General features: G+C 70.5%; 19 protein-coding genes. 12 read left to right on the top strand and 7 right to left on the bottom strand.

The genetic code is table 11. The features are described 5' to 3' along the window. Positions 1–300: 300 nt before the first annotated feature. From ACWGIC_RS05190 to ACWGIC_RS05160, 7 genes are all read left to right on the top strand, one after another. Positions 301–954, top strand: a complete 654-nt coding sequence (locus ACWGIC_RS05190) for a response regulator (RefSeq protein ID WP_009083595.1) — start codon at positions 301–303, stop codon at positions 952–954. Between the two features lie 9 nt (positions 955–963). Continuing rightward, positions 964–1,584: a trimeric intracellular cation channel family protein gene (locus ACWGIC_RS05185; RefSeq protein ID WP_452074624.1), complete on the top strand. Its 621-nt coding sequence runs from the start codon at positions 964–966 to the stop codon at positions 1,582–1,584. A gap of 131 nt (positions 1,585–1,715) precedes the next feature. Continuing rightward, positions 1,716–2,408, top strand: a complete 693-nt coding sequence (locus ACWGIC_RS05180) for a response regulator transcription factor (RefSeq protein WP_452074623.1) — start codon at positions 1,716–1,718, stop codon at positions 2,406–2,408. After that, positions 2,405–3,844, top strand: coding sequence for a HAMP domain-containing sensor histidine kinase (locus ACWGIC_RS05175; RefSeq protein WP_452074622.1), 1,440 nt, complete (start codon positions 2,405–2,407; stop codon positions 3,842–3,844). Before ACWGIC_RS05180 ends, ACWGIC_RS05175 begins: the two co-directional genes overlap by 4 nt. Positions 3,845–3,963: 119 nt before the next feature. Further along, positions 3,964–4,764 carry a DeoR/GlpR family DNA-binding transcription regulator gene (locus tag ACWGIC_RS05170; protein ID WP_452074720.1) on the top strand — a complete coding sequence of 267 codons (801 nt, stop codon included), beginning with the start codon at positions 3,964–3,966 and terminating at the stop codon, positions 4,762–4,764. Further along, on the top strand, positions 4,761–5,831 hold the full coding sequence (gene galT / locus ACWGIC_RS05165; RefSeq protein ID WP_452074621.1) for a galactose-1-phosphate uridylyltransferase: 1,071 nt from the start codon (positions 4,761–4,763) through the stop codon (positions 5,829–5,831). Before ACWGIC_RS05170 ends, galT begins: the two co-directional genes overlap by 4 nt. 79 nt (positions 5,832–5,910) lie before the next feature. Then, complete coding sequence (locus ACWGIC_RS05160; RefSeq protein WP_452074620.1) at positions 5,911–7,524, top strand: trypsin-like peptidase domain-containing protein; 1,614 nt, start codon at positions 5,911–5,913, stop codon at positions 7,522–7,524. Positions 7,525–7,820: 296 nt separating this feature from the next. Here the strand turns inward: ACWGIC_RS05160 and ACWGIC_RS05155 are convergent, their stop codons facing one another. From ACWGIC_RS05155 to ACWGIC_RS05135, 5 genes are all read right to left on the bottom strand, one after another. Next, positions 7,821–8,273, bottom strand: coding sequence for a hypothetical protein (locus ACWGIC_RS05155; protein ID WP_452074619.1), 453 nt, complete (start codon positions 8,271–8,273; stop codon positions 7,821–7,823). Beyond that, complete coding sequence (locus tag ACWGIC_RS05150) at positions 8,270–9,397, bottom strand: molybdopterin-dependent oxidoreductase (protein ID WP_452074719.1); 1,128 nt, start codon at positions 9,395–9,397, stop codon at positions 8,270–8,272. The genes ACWGIC_RS05155 and ACWGIC_RS05150 overlap by 4 nt, the downstream gene beginning before the upstream one ends. A 65-nt stretch (positions 9,398–9,462) precedes the next feature. Next, positions 9,463–10,092: a methyltransferase domain-containing protein gene (locus tag ACWGIC_RS05145; RefSeq protein ID WP_452074618.1), complete on the bottom strand. Its 630-nt coding sequence runs from the start codon at positions 10,090–10,092 to the stop codon at positions 9,463–9,465. Continuing rightward, positions 10,089–10,760, bottom strand: a complete 672-nt coding sequence (locus ACWGIC_RS05140) for a TIGR04282 family arsenosugar biosynthesis glycosyltransferase (RefSeq protein WP_452074617.1) — start codon at positions 10,758–10,760, stop codon at positions 10,089–10,091. Before ACWGIC_RS05140 ends, ACWGIC_RS05145 begins: the two co-directional genes overlap by 4 nt. Then, a complete protein-coding gene (locus ACWGIC_RS05135; RefSeq protein ID WP_452074718.1) occupies positions 10,757–11,401 on the bottom strand; it encodes a glycosyltransferase family 2 protein in 645 nt (214 codons plus the stop codon). Before ACWGIC_RS05135 ends, ACWGIC_RS05140 begins: the two co-directional genes overlap by 4 nt. Positions 11,402–11,560: 159 nt before the next feature. Between ACWGIC_RS05135 and ACWGIC_RS05130 the strand changes: the two genes are divergently transcribed. From ACWGIC_RS05130 to ACWGIC_RS05120, 3 genes are read left to right on the top strand one after another with little or no spacing between them, the layout of a single operon-like run. Continuing rightward, on the top strand, positions 11,561–12,964 hold the full coding sequence (locus tag ACWGIC_RS05130) for a hypothetical protein (RefSeq protein WP_452074616.1): 1,404 nt from the start codon (positions 11,561–11,563) through the stop codon (positions 12,962–12,964). 8 nt (positions 12,965–12,972) lie between these two features. After that, positions 12,973–13,674, top strand: coding sequence for a response regulator transcription factor (locus ACWGIC_RS05125; RefSeq protein ID WP_452074615.1), 702 nt, complete (start codon positions 12,973–12,975; stop codon positions 13,672–13,674). Continuing rightward, the gene (locus ACWGIC_RS05120; protein ID WP_452074614.1) at positions 13,671–14,720 is read left to right on the top strand and encodes a sensor histidine kinase; all 1,050 of its coding nucleotides are present in this window, start codon (positions 13,671–13,673) and stop codon (positions 14,718–14,720) included. Before ACWGIC_RS05125 ends, ACWGIC_RS05120 begins: the two co-directional genes overlap by 4 nt. Before the next feature lie 18 nt (positions 14,721–14,738). Here ACWGIC_RS05120 and ACWGIC_RS05115 read toward each other — a convergent pair whose 3' ends face one another. Both ACWGIC_RS05115 and ACWGIC_RS05110 read right to left on the bottom strand, forming a co-directional pair. Continuing rightward, on the bottom strand, positions 14,739–15,620 hold the full coding sequence (locus ACWGIC_RS05115) for an MBL fold metallo-hydrolase (RefSeq protein ID WP_452074613.1): 882 nt from the start codon (positions 15,618–15,620) through the stop codon (positions 14,739–14,741). 20 nt (positions 15,621–15,640) lie between these two features. Further along, entirely contained in the window at positions 15,641–16,702 is a 1,062-nt protein-coding gene (locus ACWGIC_RS05110; protein WP_452074612.1) for an NAD-dependent epimerase/dehydratase family protein, read from the bottom strand. 123 nt (positions 16,703–16,825) lie between these two features. Between ACWGIC_RS05110 and ACWGIC_RS05105 the strand changes: the two genes are divergently transcribed. Both ACWGIC_RS05105 and ACWGIC_RS05100 read left to right on the top strand, forming a co-directional pair. Next, positions 16,826–17,326, top strand: a complete 501-nt coding sequence (locus tag ACWGIC_RS05105; protein ID WP_037369357.1) for a MogA/MoaB family molybdenum cofactor biosynthesis protein — start codon at positions 16,826–16,828, stop codon at positions 17,324–17,326. A gap of 65 nt (positions 17,327–17,391) precedes the next feature. After that, a complete protein-coding gene (locus tag ACWGIC_RS05100) occupies positions 17,392–17,565 on the top strand; it encodes a hypothetical protein (protein WP_452074611.1) in 174 nt (57 codons plus the stop codon). Positions 17,566–17,569: the final 4 nt, after the last annotated feature.

Below are 17,569 nucleotides of genomic sequence, written 5' to 3'. Positions count from 1 at the left end.
GCGGCGTTTCATCGCGGGCTACAGCGCCGTGCTGGCGGAACCGTCCGCCGCCGCATCGATGGTGTGCGGCCGATGAACAGCCGTCCTCTCTGGATCGGTTCGGCAACCCGGTGAGACCCACCTCATGAAGTCACTCAAGTGGGTGACCTGCAACCGGGTCGACGGCTGTTCCCAGCCGCTCCGGTGGACCAGTCGAGTCACCTGGTCGTGTCTGGTTTCGAAACCGTGAACAACAGTAGGTAATCTTCCGTAACGGGTGCGGGGAGCCGCCTCCAACCCACGGTCTGCCGGAGGGCTTCGTTGATCAAGCTCATGTTCGCCGACGACGAGGAACTAGTTCGGTCGGGGCTGCGCGCCATGATGTCCGGGGCGTCGGACATCGAGATCGTGGGCGAGGCAAGCGACGGCAGATCGGCGGTCGAGGTCGCCCGTCGCTATCACCCTGACGTCGCGCTGCTCGACATCAAGATGCGCGCCCCGGACGACGGCATTCGCGCGCTTCGGGCCATTCTCGCGCTGCCCGATCCGCCGACAGTCGCCATGCTCACCACCTTCGACATCGACGAGTACGTCAGCCTCGCGCTGCGTCTCGGCGCCAACGGCTTCCTGCTGAAGGACATCGACCCGGCGGCGTTGCTGCGGGCCGTGCGCGACCTGGCCAAAGGCGGCGCCGTCCTCGACCCGGGCGTGGCCGTGCGCATGGTGCAGAGCCACCGCGACGAGCAGCGGGCCGCGCAGCCGGCGCGCAAGCTCCTGGCCTCGCTGTCCGAACGCGAACGCGAGGTCGTCGCGCTGATCGGGCAGGGCCTGTCGAATGCCGAGATCGGCGGGCGGCTGCACCTGTCCGAGGCGACGGTGAAGGGATACGTCTCGGCGGTGCTGTCGAAGATCGGCGCGGCCAACCGGGTGCAGGCCGCGCTGCTGGCCTACCGCGGCGGGCTTCTCGACCAGTAGAACCAGCAGATGCTGCTGACCGCGCTCGAGTTCCTCGGGCTGGTGGCGTTCGCGGCGTCCGGGGCGCTGGCCGCGGTCCGGGCGCGGCTGGACGTGTTCGGCGTCGTCGTGGTCGGCCTGACCACGGCGCTCGGCGGCGGCATCATCCGCGACGTGCTCCTCGGCATCCATCCGCCGACGTCGCTGCGCAACTGGCCGTACCTGGCCGTTTGCGCGGCGACGGCACTGGTCGTCTTCGCCTTCCATCCGCAGGTCGCCCGGCTGCGGCACGCCGTGCTGCTCGCGGACGCGGTCGGGCTCGGCGTGTTCGCGACGGCCGGGACGACGCTGGCGCTCAACGCGGGCGCGACCGGTTATGCCGCGTGCCTGATCGGCATGACCAGCGCCATCGGCGGCGGCGCGCTCCGCGACCTGCTGCTGCGGGAGATCCCGCTCGTGCTCCGCAAGGAGATCTACGCGATGGCCGCGCTGACCGGCGCGGTGTGCGTCTGGGCGGGACACTCGCTGAGCCTTCCGGCCGGAGCGGTCACGACCTTCTCGGCGGTGGTCGTGGTCGCGATCCGCGTGCTTACGCTCTGGCGACACTGGAACGCTCCGGTCGCGCGGCCGCCGGAAGAGCGTTCGTTGTGACTTTCGCGTCCGCGATCCCGGGCGCGGCCAGTGTGAATATGCCTCTTGCCCCGGGGCCGGCCGGGAATGCTCTTTGTGTGTTCTGCGTGTGTTCTTAGGCGGGTCTCAGCACTCTGCGTAAGACTGACGGCATGCGCATCCTCGTAGTGGACGACGACCGTGCCGTCCGTGAATCGCTCAGGCGGTCTTTGGAGTTCAACGGCTACACCGTGGAGCTCGCGAGCGATGGTGCGCAGGCGTTGGAGACGATCCTCGCCAACCGTCCGGACGCGATGGTTCTCGACGTGATGATGCCGCGTCTCGACGGGCTCGAAGTGGCCCGCCGGCTCCGCAGCACCGGCGACGACCTGCCGATTCTCGTGCTGACCGCCCGCGACACCGTCTCCGACCGGGTCTCCGGCCTCGACGCCGGCGCCGACGACTACCTGCCGAAGCCGTTCGCCTTGGAGGAACTGCTCGCCCGGCTGCGCGCGCTGCTGCGCCGTGCCGCGCCGGAGGGCCAGCAGGGCGAGACGTCCGAGGTGCTGTCGTTCGCCGACCTCACGCTGGACCCGGGCACTCGCGAGGTCCGCCGTGGGGGTCGCGAGATCAGTCTCACCCGCACCGAGTTCGCGCTGCTCGAGCTGTTCCTCTCGTACCCCAAGCACGTGCTGACCCGCGGAAGGATCCTGGAGGAAGTATGGGGTTACGACTTCCCGACGTCGGGCAACGCGCTGGAGGTCTACGTCGGCTATTTGCGCCGCAAGACGGAGGCGGAGGGCGAACCTCGGCTGATCCACACGGTGCGTGGAGTGGGGTACGTCCTGCGCGAGACCCCGCCGTGACCGACGATCCGGCGGGCGAGCAGGCCGCGCCGGCGGGGGAGGTCCCCGATCCGCGGGGCACCCGGTGGAGCACCCGCCGGTTCTCGCTGCGCGGCCGCGTCACGCTGCTGGCCGCCGCGTGCGTGGCGGGCGCGGTGGCACTCGTGTCCTTGTGCGCGTACCTCGTGGTGCGCAACAACCTCCTCACCCAGCTCGACGACAACCTGCTTGCCCGCGCACAGGCCGCGGCGAACTCGCCGCAGGTGCCGACCGACCAGCTGCGCGAGGTGCCGGGTGCCTTGCTGGCCAGCGCCGACCTGCAGATCGGCCAGCTCAACGGCATCACCGGCGACCTGATCTACCCGCAGCCGGGCACCCGGCCGCCGGTGGGCCCGGCCGAAATGCGCGTCGCGACCGGCTTGCTGCCGCAGTCGCTGCGCACCGACGCGACCACCGGCATGCGGGTGGTCGCGGTGCCGCTCGGGCACGGGCAGGCGATCGTGCTGGCGCAGTCGATGGCTCCGACGATGCGAGCGCTGAACCAGCTGTCCGTGGTGCTGTTCCTGGTCGGCGGTGCCGGGATCGTAGTGGCCGCCGGCGCGGGCACGGCGGTCGCGCGCGCGGGCCTGCGCCCGGTCGACCGGCTGACGTCGGCCGCCGAGCGGGTGGCCGCGACCGGCGACCTGCGTCCGATCCCGGTGAGCGGCGACGACGAACTCGCCCGGCTCACGCACAGCTTCAACATCATGCTCGGCACGGTCGCGGACTCGCAGGAACGACAGCGGCAGCTGGTCGCCGACGCGGGACACGAACTGCGCACCCCGCTGACCTCGATGCGCACCAACCTGGAATTGCTGCTGTCGGCCAGCCGTCCGGGCGCGCCGTCCCTTCCGGACGAGGACCGCGCCGACATCGAGGCCGACATCCGCGGCCAGCTCGACGAGCTCACCCAGCTGATCGGCGACCTGGTGGAGCTGGCGCGGCAAGACGAACCGCGCGAGCAGGCCGAACGCGTCGACCTGATGGACGTGGTCGAGCGCGCGCTCGACCGGGCGCGCCGCCGGGCGGGCGAGATCGAGTTCGAGGTCGCGCTGCAGCCGTGGGTGCTCACCGGCGACAACAGCTCGCTCGAACGGGCGGTGCTGAACCTGCTGGACAATGCGGTGAAGTTTTCGCCGCAGGGTTCGCGGGTGCGCGTCACTCTGCGTCCGCTCGGCGACGGGACCGCGGTGGTCGAGGTCGCGGACTCCGGCCCCGGCATCGCCGACGAAGACTTGCCCAAGGTGTTCGACCGTTTCTACCGCTCGTCGGAGGCGCGCACCCTGCCCGGATCCGGCCTTGGCCTGGCGATCGTGAAGCACGCCGCCGAACGGCACGGCGGCACGGTTTACGCCAACCGGGCACCGGAAGGCGGGGCCCTGCTCACCATCCGGCTACCGGGGGCGCCCGTCGCCTGAATCGCCCGCCACGCTTGGCCGTCGCCCGGCAGGGGGACGCTTGATCTGCACGTCGCACACACCTGATGTTGAATCGTGTAGGATTTTGTGCAGTTGATGGGTGTGCTTGGGGAGTGGCGGTGCTCGCGCGGCAGCGACAGGCGGTGATCCTCGAGGAAGCACGCCGGACCGGTGCGGTCCGGGTCAGTGACCTCGTCGCGAGGCTCGGCGTCTCCGACATGACGGTCCGCCGCGACCTCGACGTGCTCGCCGGCCGCGGCCTGGTCGAGAAGGTCTACGGCGGCGCGACGTCGCTGGTCGGCAAGAGCACCGACGAGCCGGGGTTCGAGGCGAAATCGGTGCGCCAGCGCGCGCAGAAGGAAGCTATCGCCCAGCTGGCGGCCACCCTCGTCAAACCGGGCACCGCGATCGGCCTGTCCGCGGGCACCACCACCTGGACGCTCGCGCACGCGCTCGACGGCATCGAGGGCCTCACCATCGTGACCAACTCGATCCAGGTCGCCGACGTGCTGCGCAATGCGGGACAGCCGGACCGCACGGTGGTCCTCACCGGCGGGGTGCGTACTCCGTCGGACGCGCTGGTCGGCCCGGTCGCCGTGCAGAGCCTGCGGACGCTGCACCTCGACCTGGTGTTCCTCGGCGTGCACGGGATGGCGGTGGGGCCCGGGTTCACCACCCCGAACCTCACCGAGAGCGAGACCGACCGCGCGCTGGTGGAGGCCGGGCGGCGGCTGGTGGTGCTCGCCGACCACACGAAGTGGGGCACGGTCGGCATTTCCACGATCGCGGACCTGGAAGAAGCGCAGGTCGTGGTGACCGACGACGGCCTGGACGACCGCGCGCGGGAAGATCTCGCGGAGCGGGTCGGAGAACTCATGATCGCCGAAACGGCGGAGAACCTCGAGGCAGAAGAAGCGTGAAACGCACTGTGCGGCACCTGGCCGACGGCCGGGAGATCATCTATTTCGACCACACCGACGCCCACGAGCGGCTCGCCGCCGACACCCGGGACCTGCCGCCGGTCGCCGCGGCCTCGGAGATCCGCCGCGACCCGTTGACCGGCGAGTGGGTCGCGATGGCGGCGCATCGGCAGACGCGCACGTACAAACCGCCCGCCGATCTCTGCCCGCTCTGCCCGACCCGGCCGGGGAAACCGAGCGAAATCCCCGAAGCCGACTACGACGTGGTCGTGTTCGAGAACCGGTTCCCGTCTTTTTCGCAGCAGGCTGTCGGCGAGCCGTCCACTGTAGACGGATTGGGGCTGGTGCCGACCGCGCCGGGCCTCGGCCGCTGTGAGGTCGTGTGCTTCACCAGCGATCACGACGGCGCGTTCTCCCGGCTGACTCCGGAACAGGTGCGCCTCGTGGTGGACGCCTGGGCCGACCGCACCGACGCGCTCGCGCGGACGCCTGGCGTGGAACAGGTCTTCCCGTTCGAGAACCGCGGCGAGGAAATCGGCGTCACGCTCTCGCATCCGCACGGCCAGATCTACGGCTATCCGTTCGTCACGCCGAAGACCGAGCGGATGCTGGCGGTCGCGCGGGAACACGGCGGATCGGTGCTCGGCGAGGTGCTGGCTGCGGAACAGAAATCCGGCGAGCGCGTGATCGCCGCGGGCGAGCACTGGACGGCTTTCGTGCCGCCGGCCGCGCGCTGGCCGGTGCACGTCCAGATCGTGCCGCACCGGCAGGTGCCGGACCTCCCGTCGCTCACCGACGCCGAACGCGACGACTTTTCCCGTGTGTACCTGGACGTCCTGCGCCGATGCGACGCGCTGTACGACCGGCCGCTGCCCTATATCGCGGGCTGGCAGCAGGCTCCGGTACGGCGGGACCGGGAGCTGTCGTGGTTGCATCTGGAGCTGTTCTCCGTGCTGCGGTCCAAGGACAAGCTGAAGTACCTGGCCGGATCCGAGTCGGGCATGGCGGTCTGGATCAACGACGCCACCCCGGAACAGATCGCCGAGCGGCTTCGCGCGGCGGGCTGACCGGAACTCGCGGCATACTCATCTACGAAACACAGGTTCGACTCAGGAACCTCTCAGGCCCAGCCGCTTAGGTGAGGACATGACCGAGAACGACCCCCACGTGCCCGACTCCGCGGCGGGTCGCCAGGACCCGGGTGCCCAGCCGGGCGCCGAAGGCCAGGCGGCCTGGCAGCAGACCCCGGATCAGCCCCCGTCAGCCGGTGGCGACGCGGGACAGTCGGTTTCCAGTTCGACAGGTTCGGCTGCCACGTACGGTTCGGCCGCTGAGGCCTCGGCGGGGGCGTCTGGCCCCGGTACGGCGAGCGGCGACGCTTCCGGTGCGTACGGAGCGCCTGCGGGTCAGTACGGCACCGCCCAGCCCGGCAGCCCGGCGTACGGTGCCGGTTCGGCCGGTGGCGCGCCGAATCCGTGGTCAGCCCAAGGCGCGGCCGCGTCGCCCGCTGGCGCGCCCCAGACCGGTCCGATCCCCGGCGCGCAGCACGCCGCGCCAGGTCAGCCGTACGGCAGCCATTACCCCGGCGGGACGCAGACTCCGCCCGCCGGAAGCCCGGCCAATCCTTACGGTGCACCGGGAACCTCGGTTTACAGCGTCCCCGCGCAGCGCGAGAAGAAGGGCACGGCAGGCAAGCTCCTCGCGAGCGTCGCGGCCATCTCGCTCGTGATCGGCGGCGTGGCGGGCGGGACCGTCGGGTACCTCACCGGCGGGTCCGGTTCGTCGGTGAGCGCGCTCGACGCGCCGAAACCCGCGCAGCAGACCGGCAACGTGCCCGCCGGCTCGGTCGAATCGGTGGCGCAGAAGCTGTCGCCGAGCGTGGTCGAGCTGCAGGTGTCCGGCCGGACCGCGGCCGGCGAGGGCTCCGGCTTCGTGATCAGCAGCGACGGCTACATCCTCACCAACAACCACGTCGTCCAGGTCGCCGCGAACGGCGGCCAGATCCAGGCTGTGTTCCAGGACGGCAAGAAGGCCGCGGCGAAGGTCGTCGGCCGGGACCCGACCACGGACATCGCCGTGGTGAAGGTGTCCGGCGTCAGCAACCTGACGCCGGTCGAACTCGGCCGGTCTGACGACCTGCGGGTCGGGCAGCAGGTCGTGGCCATCGGCTCGCCGTACGAGCTGACCGGCACGGTCACCTCGGGCATCGTCAGCTCGTTGCACCGCCCGGTGCAGGCGGGCGGCGACGAGACCGACCAGACCACGGTGATGGACGCGATCCAGACCGACGCCGCGATCAACCCGGGCAACTCGGGCGGTCCGCTGTCGAACATGAGCGGCCAGGTCATCGGCATCAACTCGGCCATCTACAGCCCGAATTCGGGTCGCGGCCAGGGCAGCGGCGGCGAGGGCGGCAACGTCGGCATCGGGTTCGCCATCCCGATCGACCAGGCGCGCCGCACCGCACAGGACATCATCAAGACCGGGCACGCGACCCAGACGTTCATCGGCGCGAAGGTCACTGACGCGCCCCAGGGCGGTGCCCAGCTCGGCGACATCACGCCGGGCAGCCCGGCGGAGAAGGCTGGCCTGAAGTCCGGCGACGTGGTGACCAAGATCGACAACCGCGTCATCGACAGCGCCAACACGCTCGTCGCCGCGATCCGCACCCGCGCCCCGAACGACCAGGCGACCTTCACCCTCGCTGGCGGACGCACGGTGCAGGTCACCTTCGGCGGCCAGGCGGTACCGGCGAACTAGATCGCTCGGCCGCCGAGGCGCGGCCGAGACCAACCCACGGCTCGACCCCCTCATCCGCGCTGGGGCCGAACCTTTGCAGGCCGCGCGCGACCGGAGCACAAGAGCCGGTCGCGCGTGGCCGTTTTTTGCTGACCAGTGCCCGAAAACCGGCTCCCGCACGAAAATACGGAGAGGCTTTCCATGCCGCCTCCGACTCGGCATGGAAAGCCTCTCCGCGTGCGGTGAAGTTGCCCACGCACACGCTGTTCCAAACGCCGAATCTGCGGGAAAATTCCGGTACCGGAAGAAAACCCAGGTCAGCTACCTGCGCGCGACCGAATTTTCCGTGCCGCGCGATGCCGGACCCGGACAATCCGGACGGCTGCCGCGATCAGGACCCCGCCCCACACCACCGCGAGCGTCACCGTCAGCCCGAGCCACGTGTTCCCGTCGTGCAACCCAGGCTTCGGCGGCACGCCATAAGCGCGCCACAGCAGCGGGAACGCCACGAAACCCAGCACCGCGGTCAGCACCGCGCCGACCTGCACCGGCCCCCGCCACGGCTGCGGCAAGACCCGAGCGAGCAGCAGGCCAAGCACTCCCGCGACCGGAGCGAACACCGCGTCATTGACGAGCGGACCGCCACCAATCCACGCCAGCGTCTGGAAGCTGTCCGGCCATGCCGGTGCCGCGTAGTCGAGGAACAGCACGATCCCGTACGCCAGCGCCGCCAATCCGGGCAGCGCCAGCACAATCCGCGCGGTCTTCACTGCACCTCCAGCTTCGCGACCCACTTCGTCTGCAGCACGCCCGGCCGGCTGGGCGCGATCACGCGGCACGGGTAGCCGTGGTCGAGGTTCAGCACCTCGCCGTTCAACTCCAGCGCCAGCAACGTGAGCGGGTCGGCCGTGTGCTCGCCAGGCAGCACGCTGACGCCGTACAGGCCGGATTTCTCCAACGACGACACCCGCACGTCCACGCCGGGCGAACTGCCCGCGGCGCGCAGCAGGTCCGGGAACGAGATGCCACGCCACGTCGCCATCTGGCTCCATCCCTCGACACACGCGATCGGCAAGTCCACAGTGGTCTGCGGCAACGCCCGCAGCTCGGCCAGCGTGAACTGCCGCGTTCCCGCCGGAGTCACCACGGACAGCCGCCACGCGGGGTCCTGCGCGACCCGCGTTACCTGCGCCGCTACGGCCGTGCGGTTGACCGGCAACTTCTGCGTGCCTTTGTCCGATCGCCACGACAGCCCGGAGACGTTCCGGAGCGCGGGGACTGTCACTCCCGCGGTGGCCAGCACCGCGACTCCGGTTGCGATCCCAGTGGTGGCCAGGAATCCTCGCCGCGACAACCCCGGACCCGGCTGCTCGACCGGCTCACGCTGCCGTGCCAGCGCCCGCCGGATCACCGGGAGCTTCACCGCGACGTGCACGAAGATCGACCCGATCGCCACCCACGCCACCGCGTAGTGCACCTGCGGAAAGTAGAAGTTCCACGGATAGTTCTGCGCGACGTTCAGCAGTCCCGAACTCAGCTCGAAGAACGCCGCCCCGGACAGGACGAGGATCGACAGCCGCTCCACCGCGTGCGGCACCGAACGCACCAACGGACGCTCGAACAGCTTCGGGTAGACGCTCCACAGTTTGGCCAGCAGCAACGGAATCGCCGCGATCCCGGACAGCACGTGCGCGCCCTGCGTCACCCGATACAGCCAGACCGGGCGGCTGGGCCAGAAGAACCACTCCGGCGGATGCTGGATCAAGTGGCTCAGCAGCCCGGTGACGAAGCAGATCAGGAACGCGAGCCCGAGGAAACTGCCGACCCGAGCCGTCGCGCGCTCGCCGTGCGCGCCGCCTTTGAACTGCTCCGCCTTCGGGGCCCGGTCGCCGATCTTGGCTTGCGCTGCGGTGACCCGAGCGTCGAACCCACGCCACGCGGCCGCCAGCCGTCCGCGCTTCACGCGCGTTCCAGCTTCGCGAACCAGCGACGCCCGCGGCTGGTCGTCCACACCACTCGGAACCCAGTCCGTGCCGCGATCTCCGCGATGGCGTCGACGCCGACCCAGGCCCAGGTGAACCACCGTCCGTCAGCGGGATCCGGCCGCAGCCGGACGTGGTCCCGCCGCACGCCGTGGCCTGGTTCCTCCAGTTCCACGAGCACGTCACCGTCCGGCGTGAGCAACTCGTGCACTCGCCGCAGCAGCGCATCGGGATCGCCGCCGATCCCGATGTTGCCGTCGGCCAGCAGCACGTGATTCCACCGTCCCTCGCCGGGCAAGCGGCTGAAAACATTGCGCTGCAACGCACTCGCCCCGCGCCGCCGAGTCAGCCGCACCGCGACCGGCGAACTGTCCACGCCGAGAGTCACCACCCCTCGACGCGTCAACGCGGCAGTAAGGCGGCCGGGCCCGCAACCGATGTCGAGCGTCGGACCCTCGCACGCGTCCAGCAACACGGCGTCGCCCGCACCGCAACCGTCCGCCCAACGGGCGACTGGAAGCTCGACGCGGCCGCCGTTCGCAAGCTCCAGCCAGCAGCGATGGCCAAGCAGCCCACGATCGAATTCCCGGCCGGTCGCGAGTTTCATGCCACCACTCCCACCGCGTCGACCGCGTTCGAGAACCTGCTGTCCCGCCGGATCGCGGCCACTCGCAGCGCGTCCGCCATGGTGTCCACATCGGACAACATCGGCAGCTCGGCTACGCAGAGGCCCACGCTTTCCAGCGCCGCCCGGGTGCGGAACCCGGTGTCCGGACGCGACATCGGGACCCCGGCCAGCACCTGCGCCTGCCGCGGATCGGCAAGCCCAAGCCCCCACCAGCCACCGTCTTCCGCGCCGCCGAGCACCGCGCGGCTGGCTCCGGCGACGACCGGCTCGATCGCCGAGGCCAGTAACGCGGGGGAGACCTGCGGCGTGTCCATGCCGATTTGCAGCACGGGCAAACCGGCATGCACCGCAGCGGTGTCGGCGTGCGCATTGGCCAGCCGGGTGCCGAAATCCCAGCCCCGCTGCGCGATCACGGTCGCCTTCCGCAACGCCCGGCCGATCTCGCTGCCCCGCGCTGCCTTGGCGAGGTCGCCCGTCATCGCCACTACGGTGATCGCGCCGTCAGTGGCGAACGCAGCGTCCAGCGTGTCCAGCAGCGCGGACGCGGCGATTTCCGCTGCCTGTTCAGCCGTCGCCGGCGGACACAACCGAGTCTTCGCGAACCCCGGCACCGGGGCTTTCGCAACCACAAGCAGGCAGAATTTCATCGGACCAGCACCCGCCCGAAGTCCCGCACCGCCCGCAACGTGCCGCGCACCGAACCGGACACCTTCGATTTCGTGCCCTGCGCCCGTTCCCGGTAAGCGACGTCGAATTCCTGGACCACCCAGCCCGCGCGCTGAGCCTTCACCAACAGTTCGAGCGGATAGCCGAACGCACGGTCGGCGACCCCGAGAACGAGCAGTTCCCGCCGGCGCACCGCCCGCAACGGCGCGATGTCCCGCACCGGCAGCCCACGGGACCGCAACAGCAGCGAGAGGACCGCGTTTCCCGCTCTGGCGTGCCACGGCCAAGCTGCCCTGGACACCGGCACCCGCCGCCCGACCGCAAGATCCGCACCCTCCGCGACCGCAGCGACCAACCTCGGCAGCTCGGTCAGGTCGAGCGATCCGTCCGCATCCGCGAAACAGACGATGTCGGCTGTCGCGTTCTCCAGCCCGGTGTGGACGGCGGCACCGTAACCGCGCCGCGGCTCGTCGACGACCTTCGCGCCGTGCGCGGCCGCGACGCCGGGGGAACCGTCGCGCGACCCGTTGTCCACGACGATCGCGCGGTACCCCGGCGGCAGACTGGCGAGCACGCCGGGCAGCGCGGCCGCCTCGTCGAGGCAGGGGAGGACGACGTCCACTCCGAATTCGTTCACGAGGCGTACGGTAAGTCTGGAAAGGACAGTGCAGAACCCTTGCCGTGCTTACCAAATCCTGACGTCCGGCTAGATCTTACCGACTTCTCACGGATCCGCGCGCAACCCGCCGAACCGCCGCCTTCGGGGTTATCGTGACCGGCGATGAGCGAGTCGACGAAGGCTGCCCGGCTCGCCGAGCCGCCGCCCCCGGTTCCCGTCCGTCCCCGGTTCCGCGCGGATCTCGTGACGGTCGGAGTCACCCTCGTGGTGATCGCCGCCGCCACCGCGGTCGGCGTGTACTACAACCGGCCAGGTTCGGATGTGGTGATCTACGCATTCGCGCCGCCGCTATTCGCGCATTGGCTGCCGCACGTCGGCCCCGGCTCGGCGTTCGCCGTCCTGATCGCCGCCGGTGTCGTCCTGTACGGCCCGGCCCTGGCCGCCCGGCTGCGCTGGCGGCGCGCCCTGGCCGCGGGCTACCTGGCCTCCCTCGCCTGGATCTTCTCCCTCGCCATGGTGGACGGCTGGACGCGCGGCTTCACCGGCCGGCTCACCACTCCGCAGGAGTACCTGCACGAAGTCCCCGGCATTACGGACATCCCGCGTTTTCTCCGCGAGTTCTCCTCGCGCATCCTCGATTTCCAGCCGAACTCGTGGACCACTCACGTATCCGGCCACCCGCCAGGCGCGACGCTCGTCTTCGTCTGGCTCGACCGGCTCGGCCTCGGCGGCGGTGCCTGGGCGTCGACCGCGGTGGTGCTCGTGGCCGCACTGGTCGCGGTCGCGGTGCCCGCGACGATCGCCTTGCTCGGCCGCCCCGACGCAGCACGCGCGGCCCTGCCGTTCGCGGTGCTCAGCCCAGGTGCGGTGTGGCTGGGCGTGTCGGCTGACGGTCTCTTCGCCGGTGTGACCGCCACCGGCATCGCACTGCTCGCTCTCGCGTCGGTGGGCTTCCGAGAGCGTCGTGGTTATGCCTGGCCTGCAGCGTTGGCGGCTGGGATTCTCATCGGCTTCGGCATCTTCCTTTCCTACGGCCTTATCCTGCTCGGCTTGATCGCGCTGGCCGTCGCTTTGCTCGGCAGGCAATGGCGTGCCACCGCAGCCGCTCTCCTCGGCGCGCTGGCAGTGGTCGCCGTATTCGCGCTCGCCGGGTTCTGGTGGTTCGACGGCTACCACCTCGTCGTCGAGCGCTACTACCAGGGCGTTGCGTTAGTGCGGCCGTATTCCTACTGGGTGTGGGCTGACCTGGCCGCGGTGGCGGTCGCGTGCGGGCCAGCGGTGGTCGCGGCGGCCCGCCGAGGGGTGGCTACCGCGGTCTTTTTGCCTTCTCGCCGGACGCTCCTGCGCGATCCGGTGCTGCTGATCGTGGTCGCGGCCGTGCTCACGATTGTGTTCGCCGATTCGTCCGGCCTGTCGAAGGCTGAGGTAGAACGGATCTGGCTACCGTTCGGCGCGTGGCTGATCCCGGCCACGGCGCTGCTTCCGGCGGGCCACCGCCGCTGGTGGCTGGCCGGACAGGCGGTGGTCGCGCTCGCGGTCAACCACCTGCTGCTGACGAACTGGTGAGGTGAGGCATGGAGGACCAAGCGGGTCGCGTGCTCGTGGTGGACGACGACGAGACCGTGCGAGATGTCGTCCGCCGCTACCTCGAAACCGCCGGTTTCACGGTCGACCTGGCCGGCGACGGTGCGGCGGCGCTCGCCCAGTTCGCCGAGCGCGTCCCGGACCTGGTGGTGCTCGACGTGATGATGCCGGGACTCAACGGTCTGGAGGTGTGCCGGAGGCTGCGGCAGGCGAGCCAGGTGCCGATCGTCATGCTCACCGCCCTCGGCGAGGAGGAGAACCGCATCGCCGGGCTGCAGCTGGGGGCCGACGATTACGTCACCAAACCGTTCAGCCCCAAGGAACTCACGCTGCGGGTGGCGTCCGTGCTGCGCCGGGCCCGGATGCCCCGGCCCGAACCCCCCGCGGCCGAGCTGGCGGACGGCAATCTCCGGCTCCAGATGACCGCTCGCCAGGCCACGCTCGACGGTGCGGTGCTGCCGCTGACCACGCGAGAGTTCGATCTCCTCGCGTTCTTCCTCTCCCACCCCGGCGTCGCGTTCAGCCGGGCTGACCTGCTGGAGAAGGTGTGGGGCTGGGACTTCGGCGACCAGTCCACGGTGACTGTCCACGTGCGGCGGTTGCGCGAGAAAATCGAACGTGACCCGGCCAAACCGATCCGCGTCGCGACGGTGTGGGGCGTCGGTTACCGCTACGACCGGACGCAGCCATGATCGGGTCGGGCGAGTCGGCGTGGGACATGTTCGTCCACGTCCTGCACATTCTGCCGCTCGCCTTGCTGTTCGCCTTGCCGGTGGCAGCGCTGGGCGGACTCGCGCTTTACCTCCTGCGGCACCGGTCGCTGGCCACCACGATGACCACGCTCGTGCTGACGCCGGTCGCCGCGATGCTGGTCGGGATCCTCGGCGTGAGCGGCTTCATGTTCACCGAGGCCCTGACCACCGAACTGCTCGTGTGCCTGCTCGTGGCACTAGTCGCGGTGCCCGCGGCGATGGTGCTGGGCCGGGTCATCGCGCGGCGCAGCGTTTGGGAACGCGAGGCGCGGGAACGCGAACGCGCGGCGGAGGCGTCGCGTCGCGAACTTGTCGCGTGGATCAGCCACGACCTTCGCAGCCCGCTGGCCGGGATCCAGGCGATGGCGGAGGCACTGGCCGACGGCGTGGTCTCCGAACGCGCCGAGGTGGCCGACTACGCCCAGCGCATCAGCGGCGAGACCACCCGGCTGTCCGGCATGGTGGGCGACCTGTTCGAACTGTCCCGGATCACCGCGGGGGCGCTCGAACTGAGCATGTCGGCGGTCCCGCTGCGCGACGTGGTGAGCGACGCGGTCGCCGCGCAGGCACCGGTGGCTGACCGCAAACGCGTGCGGGTGCTGGAAAACGCGTCAGCTTGGCCGGTGGTGTCCGGCAGCGATCCGGAGCTGGCGCGGATCGTGCGGAATCTCGTGTCCAACGCCATCCGGCACACTCCGCCGGACGGCACGGTCGCCGTGCAGATCGGGATCGACGGCGACCAGGCGCTGCTGGCCGTGGACGACGGCTGCGGGGGGATTCCGGACGACGAGATCAGCCGGGTCTTCGACGTCGCCTTCCGCGGCACGCAAGCCCGCACCCCCGATCGCAGCGGCACCACCAGCGGCGGCGGACTGGGCCTGGCGATCGCGAAGGGCCTGGTGGAGGCACACCGGGGACGGATCGGCGTGCAGAACCACGGCCCAGGTTGCCGCTTCGAGGTGCGGTTGCCGCTGGCGGTGTCCTGATCCGTCTCTTGTGGACAGTCAGGAAGCGGCGACCGCCGAAACCGGTTCCATGGTGCGATCGGCGGCGATCCGGAAGAACGGCTCGTCCGGGAAATGCGCCGCCGCGACGATCGTTCCGGTGCCGACCACCTCGCCGAGCCAGCGACGACGGGTCAGCTCCGCCTGTCCAGGATCGACGTCGGACGCGGCGCCGATCGTCGGATCAGCCAGCTGCTCCGGGATCTGGAAGACATCGCCGAGCAGGACGGCGCGACGGTCCTGATCCGCGACCTCCAGCACGTAATGCCCTGGCGTGTGTCCGGGTGCGTGCCGAACGGTGACGCCGGGAGCGACCAGTTCGCCGTCCAGCAGCGTGCGCAGTTTGCCCTGAGCGTGAAGGGCCTCCAGAGCCACGCGGCCGCGGTCGTGTCGCCCCGCAGGTTCGACGAACGCCGCCCAGTCAGGCGCGCCGTACCGCACTTCGGCGTTGGGGAAGTACGGCTCGCCGTTCGGCGCGACCCAGCCGATGTGGTCGGCGTGCAGATGCGTCAGCACCACCGTGTCGATGTCTTCGCGGGCAACCCCGGCCTCGGCGAGCGCCGCGGGCAAGCCTCCGGTGTGCTCAGGCTCGGCGGCGCTGACCACAGGGTGCAGCTGCTCCCTGGAGTGCTGCGGCAGATGCGGCTCGCCGGACGGACGCGGACCGAAACCGGCGTCGACCAGCACCGCACGGCCGCCCGTCCGGATCAGGAATGCGCCGGTGACCACGGGAACAGTGCTCGGTGCCGAGCGTTTGCCCCGGAGGCCCGGGAAGAACGACGACGGCAGCTGCAGCCGTCCGTCGGTCAGTGCGTGGATTTCGATATCCCCCACCACGATGGAACGCATGCCCAGCATCAAGATCTGGTACGACGCATTCATTCCGGAACGTGATCTTCACCTCATCGGGTGACGGACGCGCGCAGCTCCGCAGTGGCGAACGCGGCGATGCCGTCCGCGAAGGACGTTTCCGCCTGGAACCCGAGCAGCTCCCGTGCCCGGGCCGGGTCGGCGACCACGTGCCGGACGTCGGCTGGCCGCGCACCGCCGACGATCCGCGGCTCCGGCCCGCCGCAGGCGCTGGCCAGTTCCCGGGCCAGGTCGCCGACGCTGTGCGGCTGTCCGGAACAGATGTTCAGCGGCGTGAGGTCTGCCTCCGACGCGGCGTTGCGAAGGGCGAGGACGTTCGCTCGGGCCACGTCGTCCACGTGCACGAAATCCCGCTGTTGCCGCCCGTCCTCCAGCACGGTCGGCGCTTCGCCGCGTTCCAGCGCCGACCGGAACAGCGACGCCACGCCAGCGTACGGCGTGTTCTGCGGCATCCGCGGGCCGTAGACGTTGTGGTAGCGCAATGCCCAGACCGTGCCGCCGGTCTGCCGCGCCCACGCGCCCGCGAGATGTTCTTGCGCCAGTTTCGTTGCCGCGTAGGTGCTTCGAGGCAGCAGCGGCGCGTCTTCGGGCACGAGCCGCCAGGCCAACTCGGCACCGCAGTGCGGGCAGGCGGGTTCGAATCGTCCGGCGTCCACATCGGACTGCCGGCGAGGTGACGGCGGAACGACACCGTGTTCCGCACACGCGTACCGCCCCTCTCCGTAGACCACCATCGACGAGGCCAGCACGAGCTTGCGCACCTTCGCCGCGTGCATGGCGGCCAGCAGCACGGCGGTTCCGTAGTCGTTGTTCAGCGCATACGAGGGCGCGTCGGAGGGATCGACACCATGCCCGACCACCGCGGCCTGGTGGCAGACCGCGTCGACGCCGTCGAGCAGCTCAGCGACGATCTCGGCGTCGGTGACGTCACCGCGCAGGAAGCGGTGCCGCTGGGTGTATCCCGGTGGCGTCGTGGAGCCGTGCGCGGTGGATAGCAGGTTGTCCAGCACCACGACTTCGTCGCCGTCGTCGGCCAGCTGGTCGGCGATCCGGGACCCGATGAACCCGGCACCGCCGGTGAGGAGCACTCGCACCTCACCGACGCTAGGCCGCCTGCCCCGGGGCGCGCGCGGCCTGCGCGGACCACGTCACCGAATCGTCAGAAATCACCGGGCCCGCGGCGGCGGCGGGGGCCCGGAACCGGATACGGTGTCGGCATGGAACGGAGCGCACAGCGGCTGGGCCGGGCACTCGTGGTGATTGTGGACGACCGGGTCGCGCACGGGGAGCACGAGGACACCTCCGGGCCGCTCGTCACCGAGCTGCTCGAGGAGGCCGGATTCATCGTCGACGGCGTCGTGGTGGTCGAGGCCGAGACCGCGGCCATCCGGAACGCGCTCAACACGGCGGTGATCGGCGGGGCGGACCTGGTGATCACGGTCGGCGGCACCGGAGTGTCGCCGCGCGACCGCACGCCGGACGCCACCGCCGGCGTTCTCGACCGCCCGATCCCGGGCATCGGCGAGGCCCTGCGCGCCTCGGGGCTGGCCGCGGGCGCGGTCGACGCCGGGATCTCCCGCGGCCTGGCCGGCGTTTCGGGCAGCACGCTGGTGGTCAACCTGGCCGGCTCGCGCGCGGCGGTGCGCGACGGCATGGCGACCCTCTCCTCGCTGGTCCCGCACGTGATCGACGAGCTTTCCGGCCTCGAAGAGGTCTGAGCCCGGCCGTTTCGGCGGCTGATGTCTCTCTGCACTTGTCAAACAACAGGTGGGACGATGGACCCATGCCGCACGAGGAACGACGTCCCCGCGTGACCGAGGCCCAGCGCCGCCGCCGGGTCGACGAGATCTTCGGCGACGTCCTGCCGGAGACCACGTCCGATGAGCGGGGCCGGACCCCGGAGACCACTCCGGATTCGTGGTACCTCGAGAACCGGCCCCCGCATCACGATCAGTGACCCC

The organism is Amycolatopsis sp. NPDC054798 (assembly GCF_053611505.1).
Note: the sequence above shows the minus strand (reverse complement) of the source record. Positions and strands in the feature narration are given on the sequence as shown.

Bases quoted from the DNA above. Each gene is read 5' to 3' on its own strand.
- ACWGIC_RS05185 (WP_452074624.1), top strand. From the start codon at position 964: ATGCTGCTGACCGCGCTCGAGTTCCTCGGGCTGGTGGCGTTCGCGGCG.
- ACWGIC_RS05180 (WP_452074623.1), top strand. From the start codon at position 1,716: ATGCGCATCCTCGTAGTGGACGACGACCGTGCCGTCCGTGAATCGCTC.
- ACWGIC_RS05160 (WP_452074620.1), top strand. From the start codon at position 5,911: ATGACCGAGAACGACCCCCACGTGCCCGACTCCGCGGCGGGTCGCCAG.
- ACWGIC_RS05145 (WP_452074618.1), bottom strand. From the start codon at position 10,092: ATGAAACTCGCGACCGGCCGGGAATTCGATCGTGGGCTGCTTGGCCAT.
- ACWGIC_RS05140 (WP_452074617.1), bottom strand. From the start codon at position 10,760: ATGAAATTCTGCCTGCTTGTGGTTGCGAAAGCCCCGGTGCCGGGGTTC.
- ACWGIC_RS05130 (WP_452074616.1), top strand. From the start codon at position 11,561: ATGAGCGAGTCGACGAAGGCTGCCCGGCTCGCCGAGCCGCCGCCCCCG.
- ACWGIC_RS05125 (WP_452074615.1), top strand. From the start codon at position 12,973: ATGGAGGACCAAGCGGGTCGCGTGCTCGTGGTGGACGACGACGAGACC.
- ACWGIC_RS05120 (WP_452074614.1), top strand. From the start codon at position 13,671: ATGATCGGGTCGGGCGAGTCGGCGTGGGACATGTTCGTCCACGTCCTG.
- ACWGIC_RS05115 (WP_452074613.1), bottom strand. From the start codon at position 15,620: ATGAATGCGTCGTACCAGATCTTGATGCTGGGCATGCGTTCCATCGTG.
- ACWGIC_RS05105 (WP_037369357.1), top strand. From the start codon at position 16,826: ATGGAACGGAGCGCACAGCGGCTGGGCCGGGCACTCGTGGTGATTGTG.
- ACWGIC_RS05100 (WP_452074611.1), top strand. From the start codon at position 17,392: ATGCCGCACGAGGAACGACGTCCCCGCGTGACCGAGGCCCAGCGCCGC.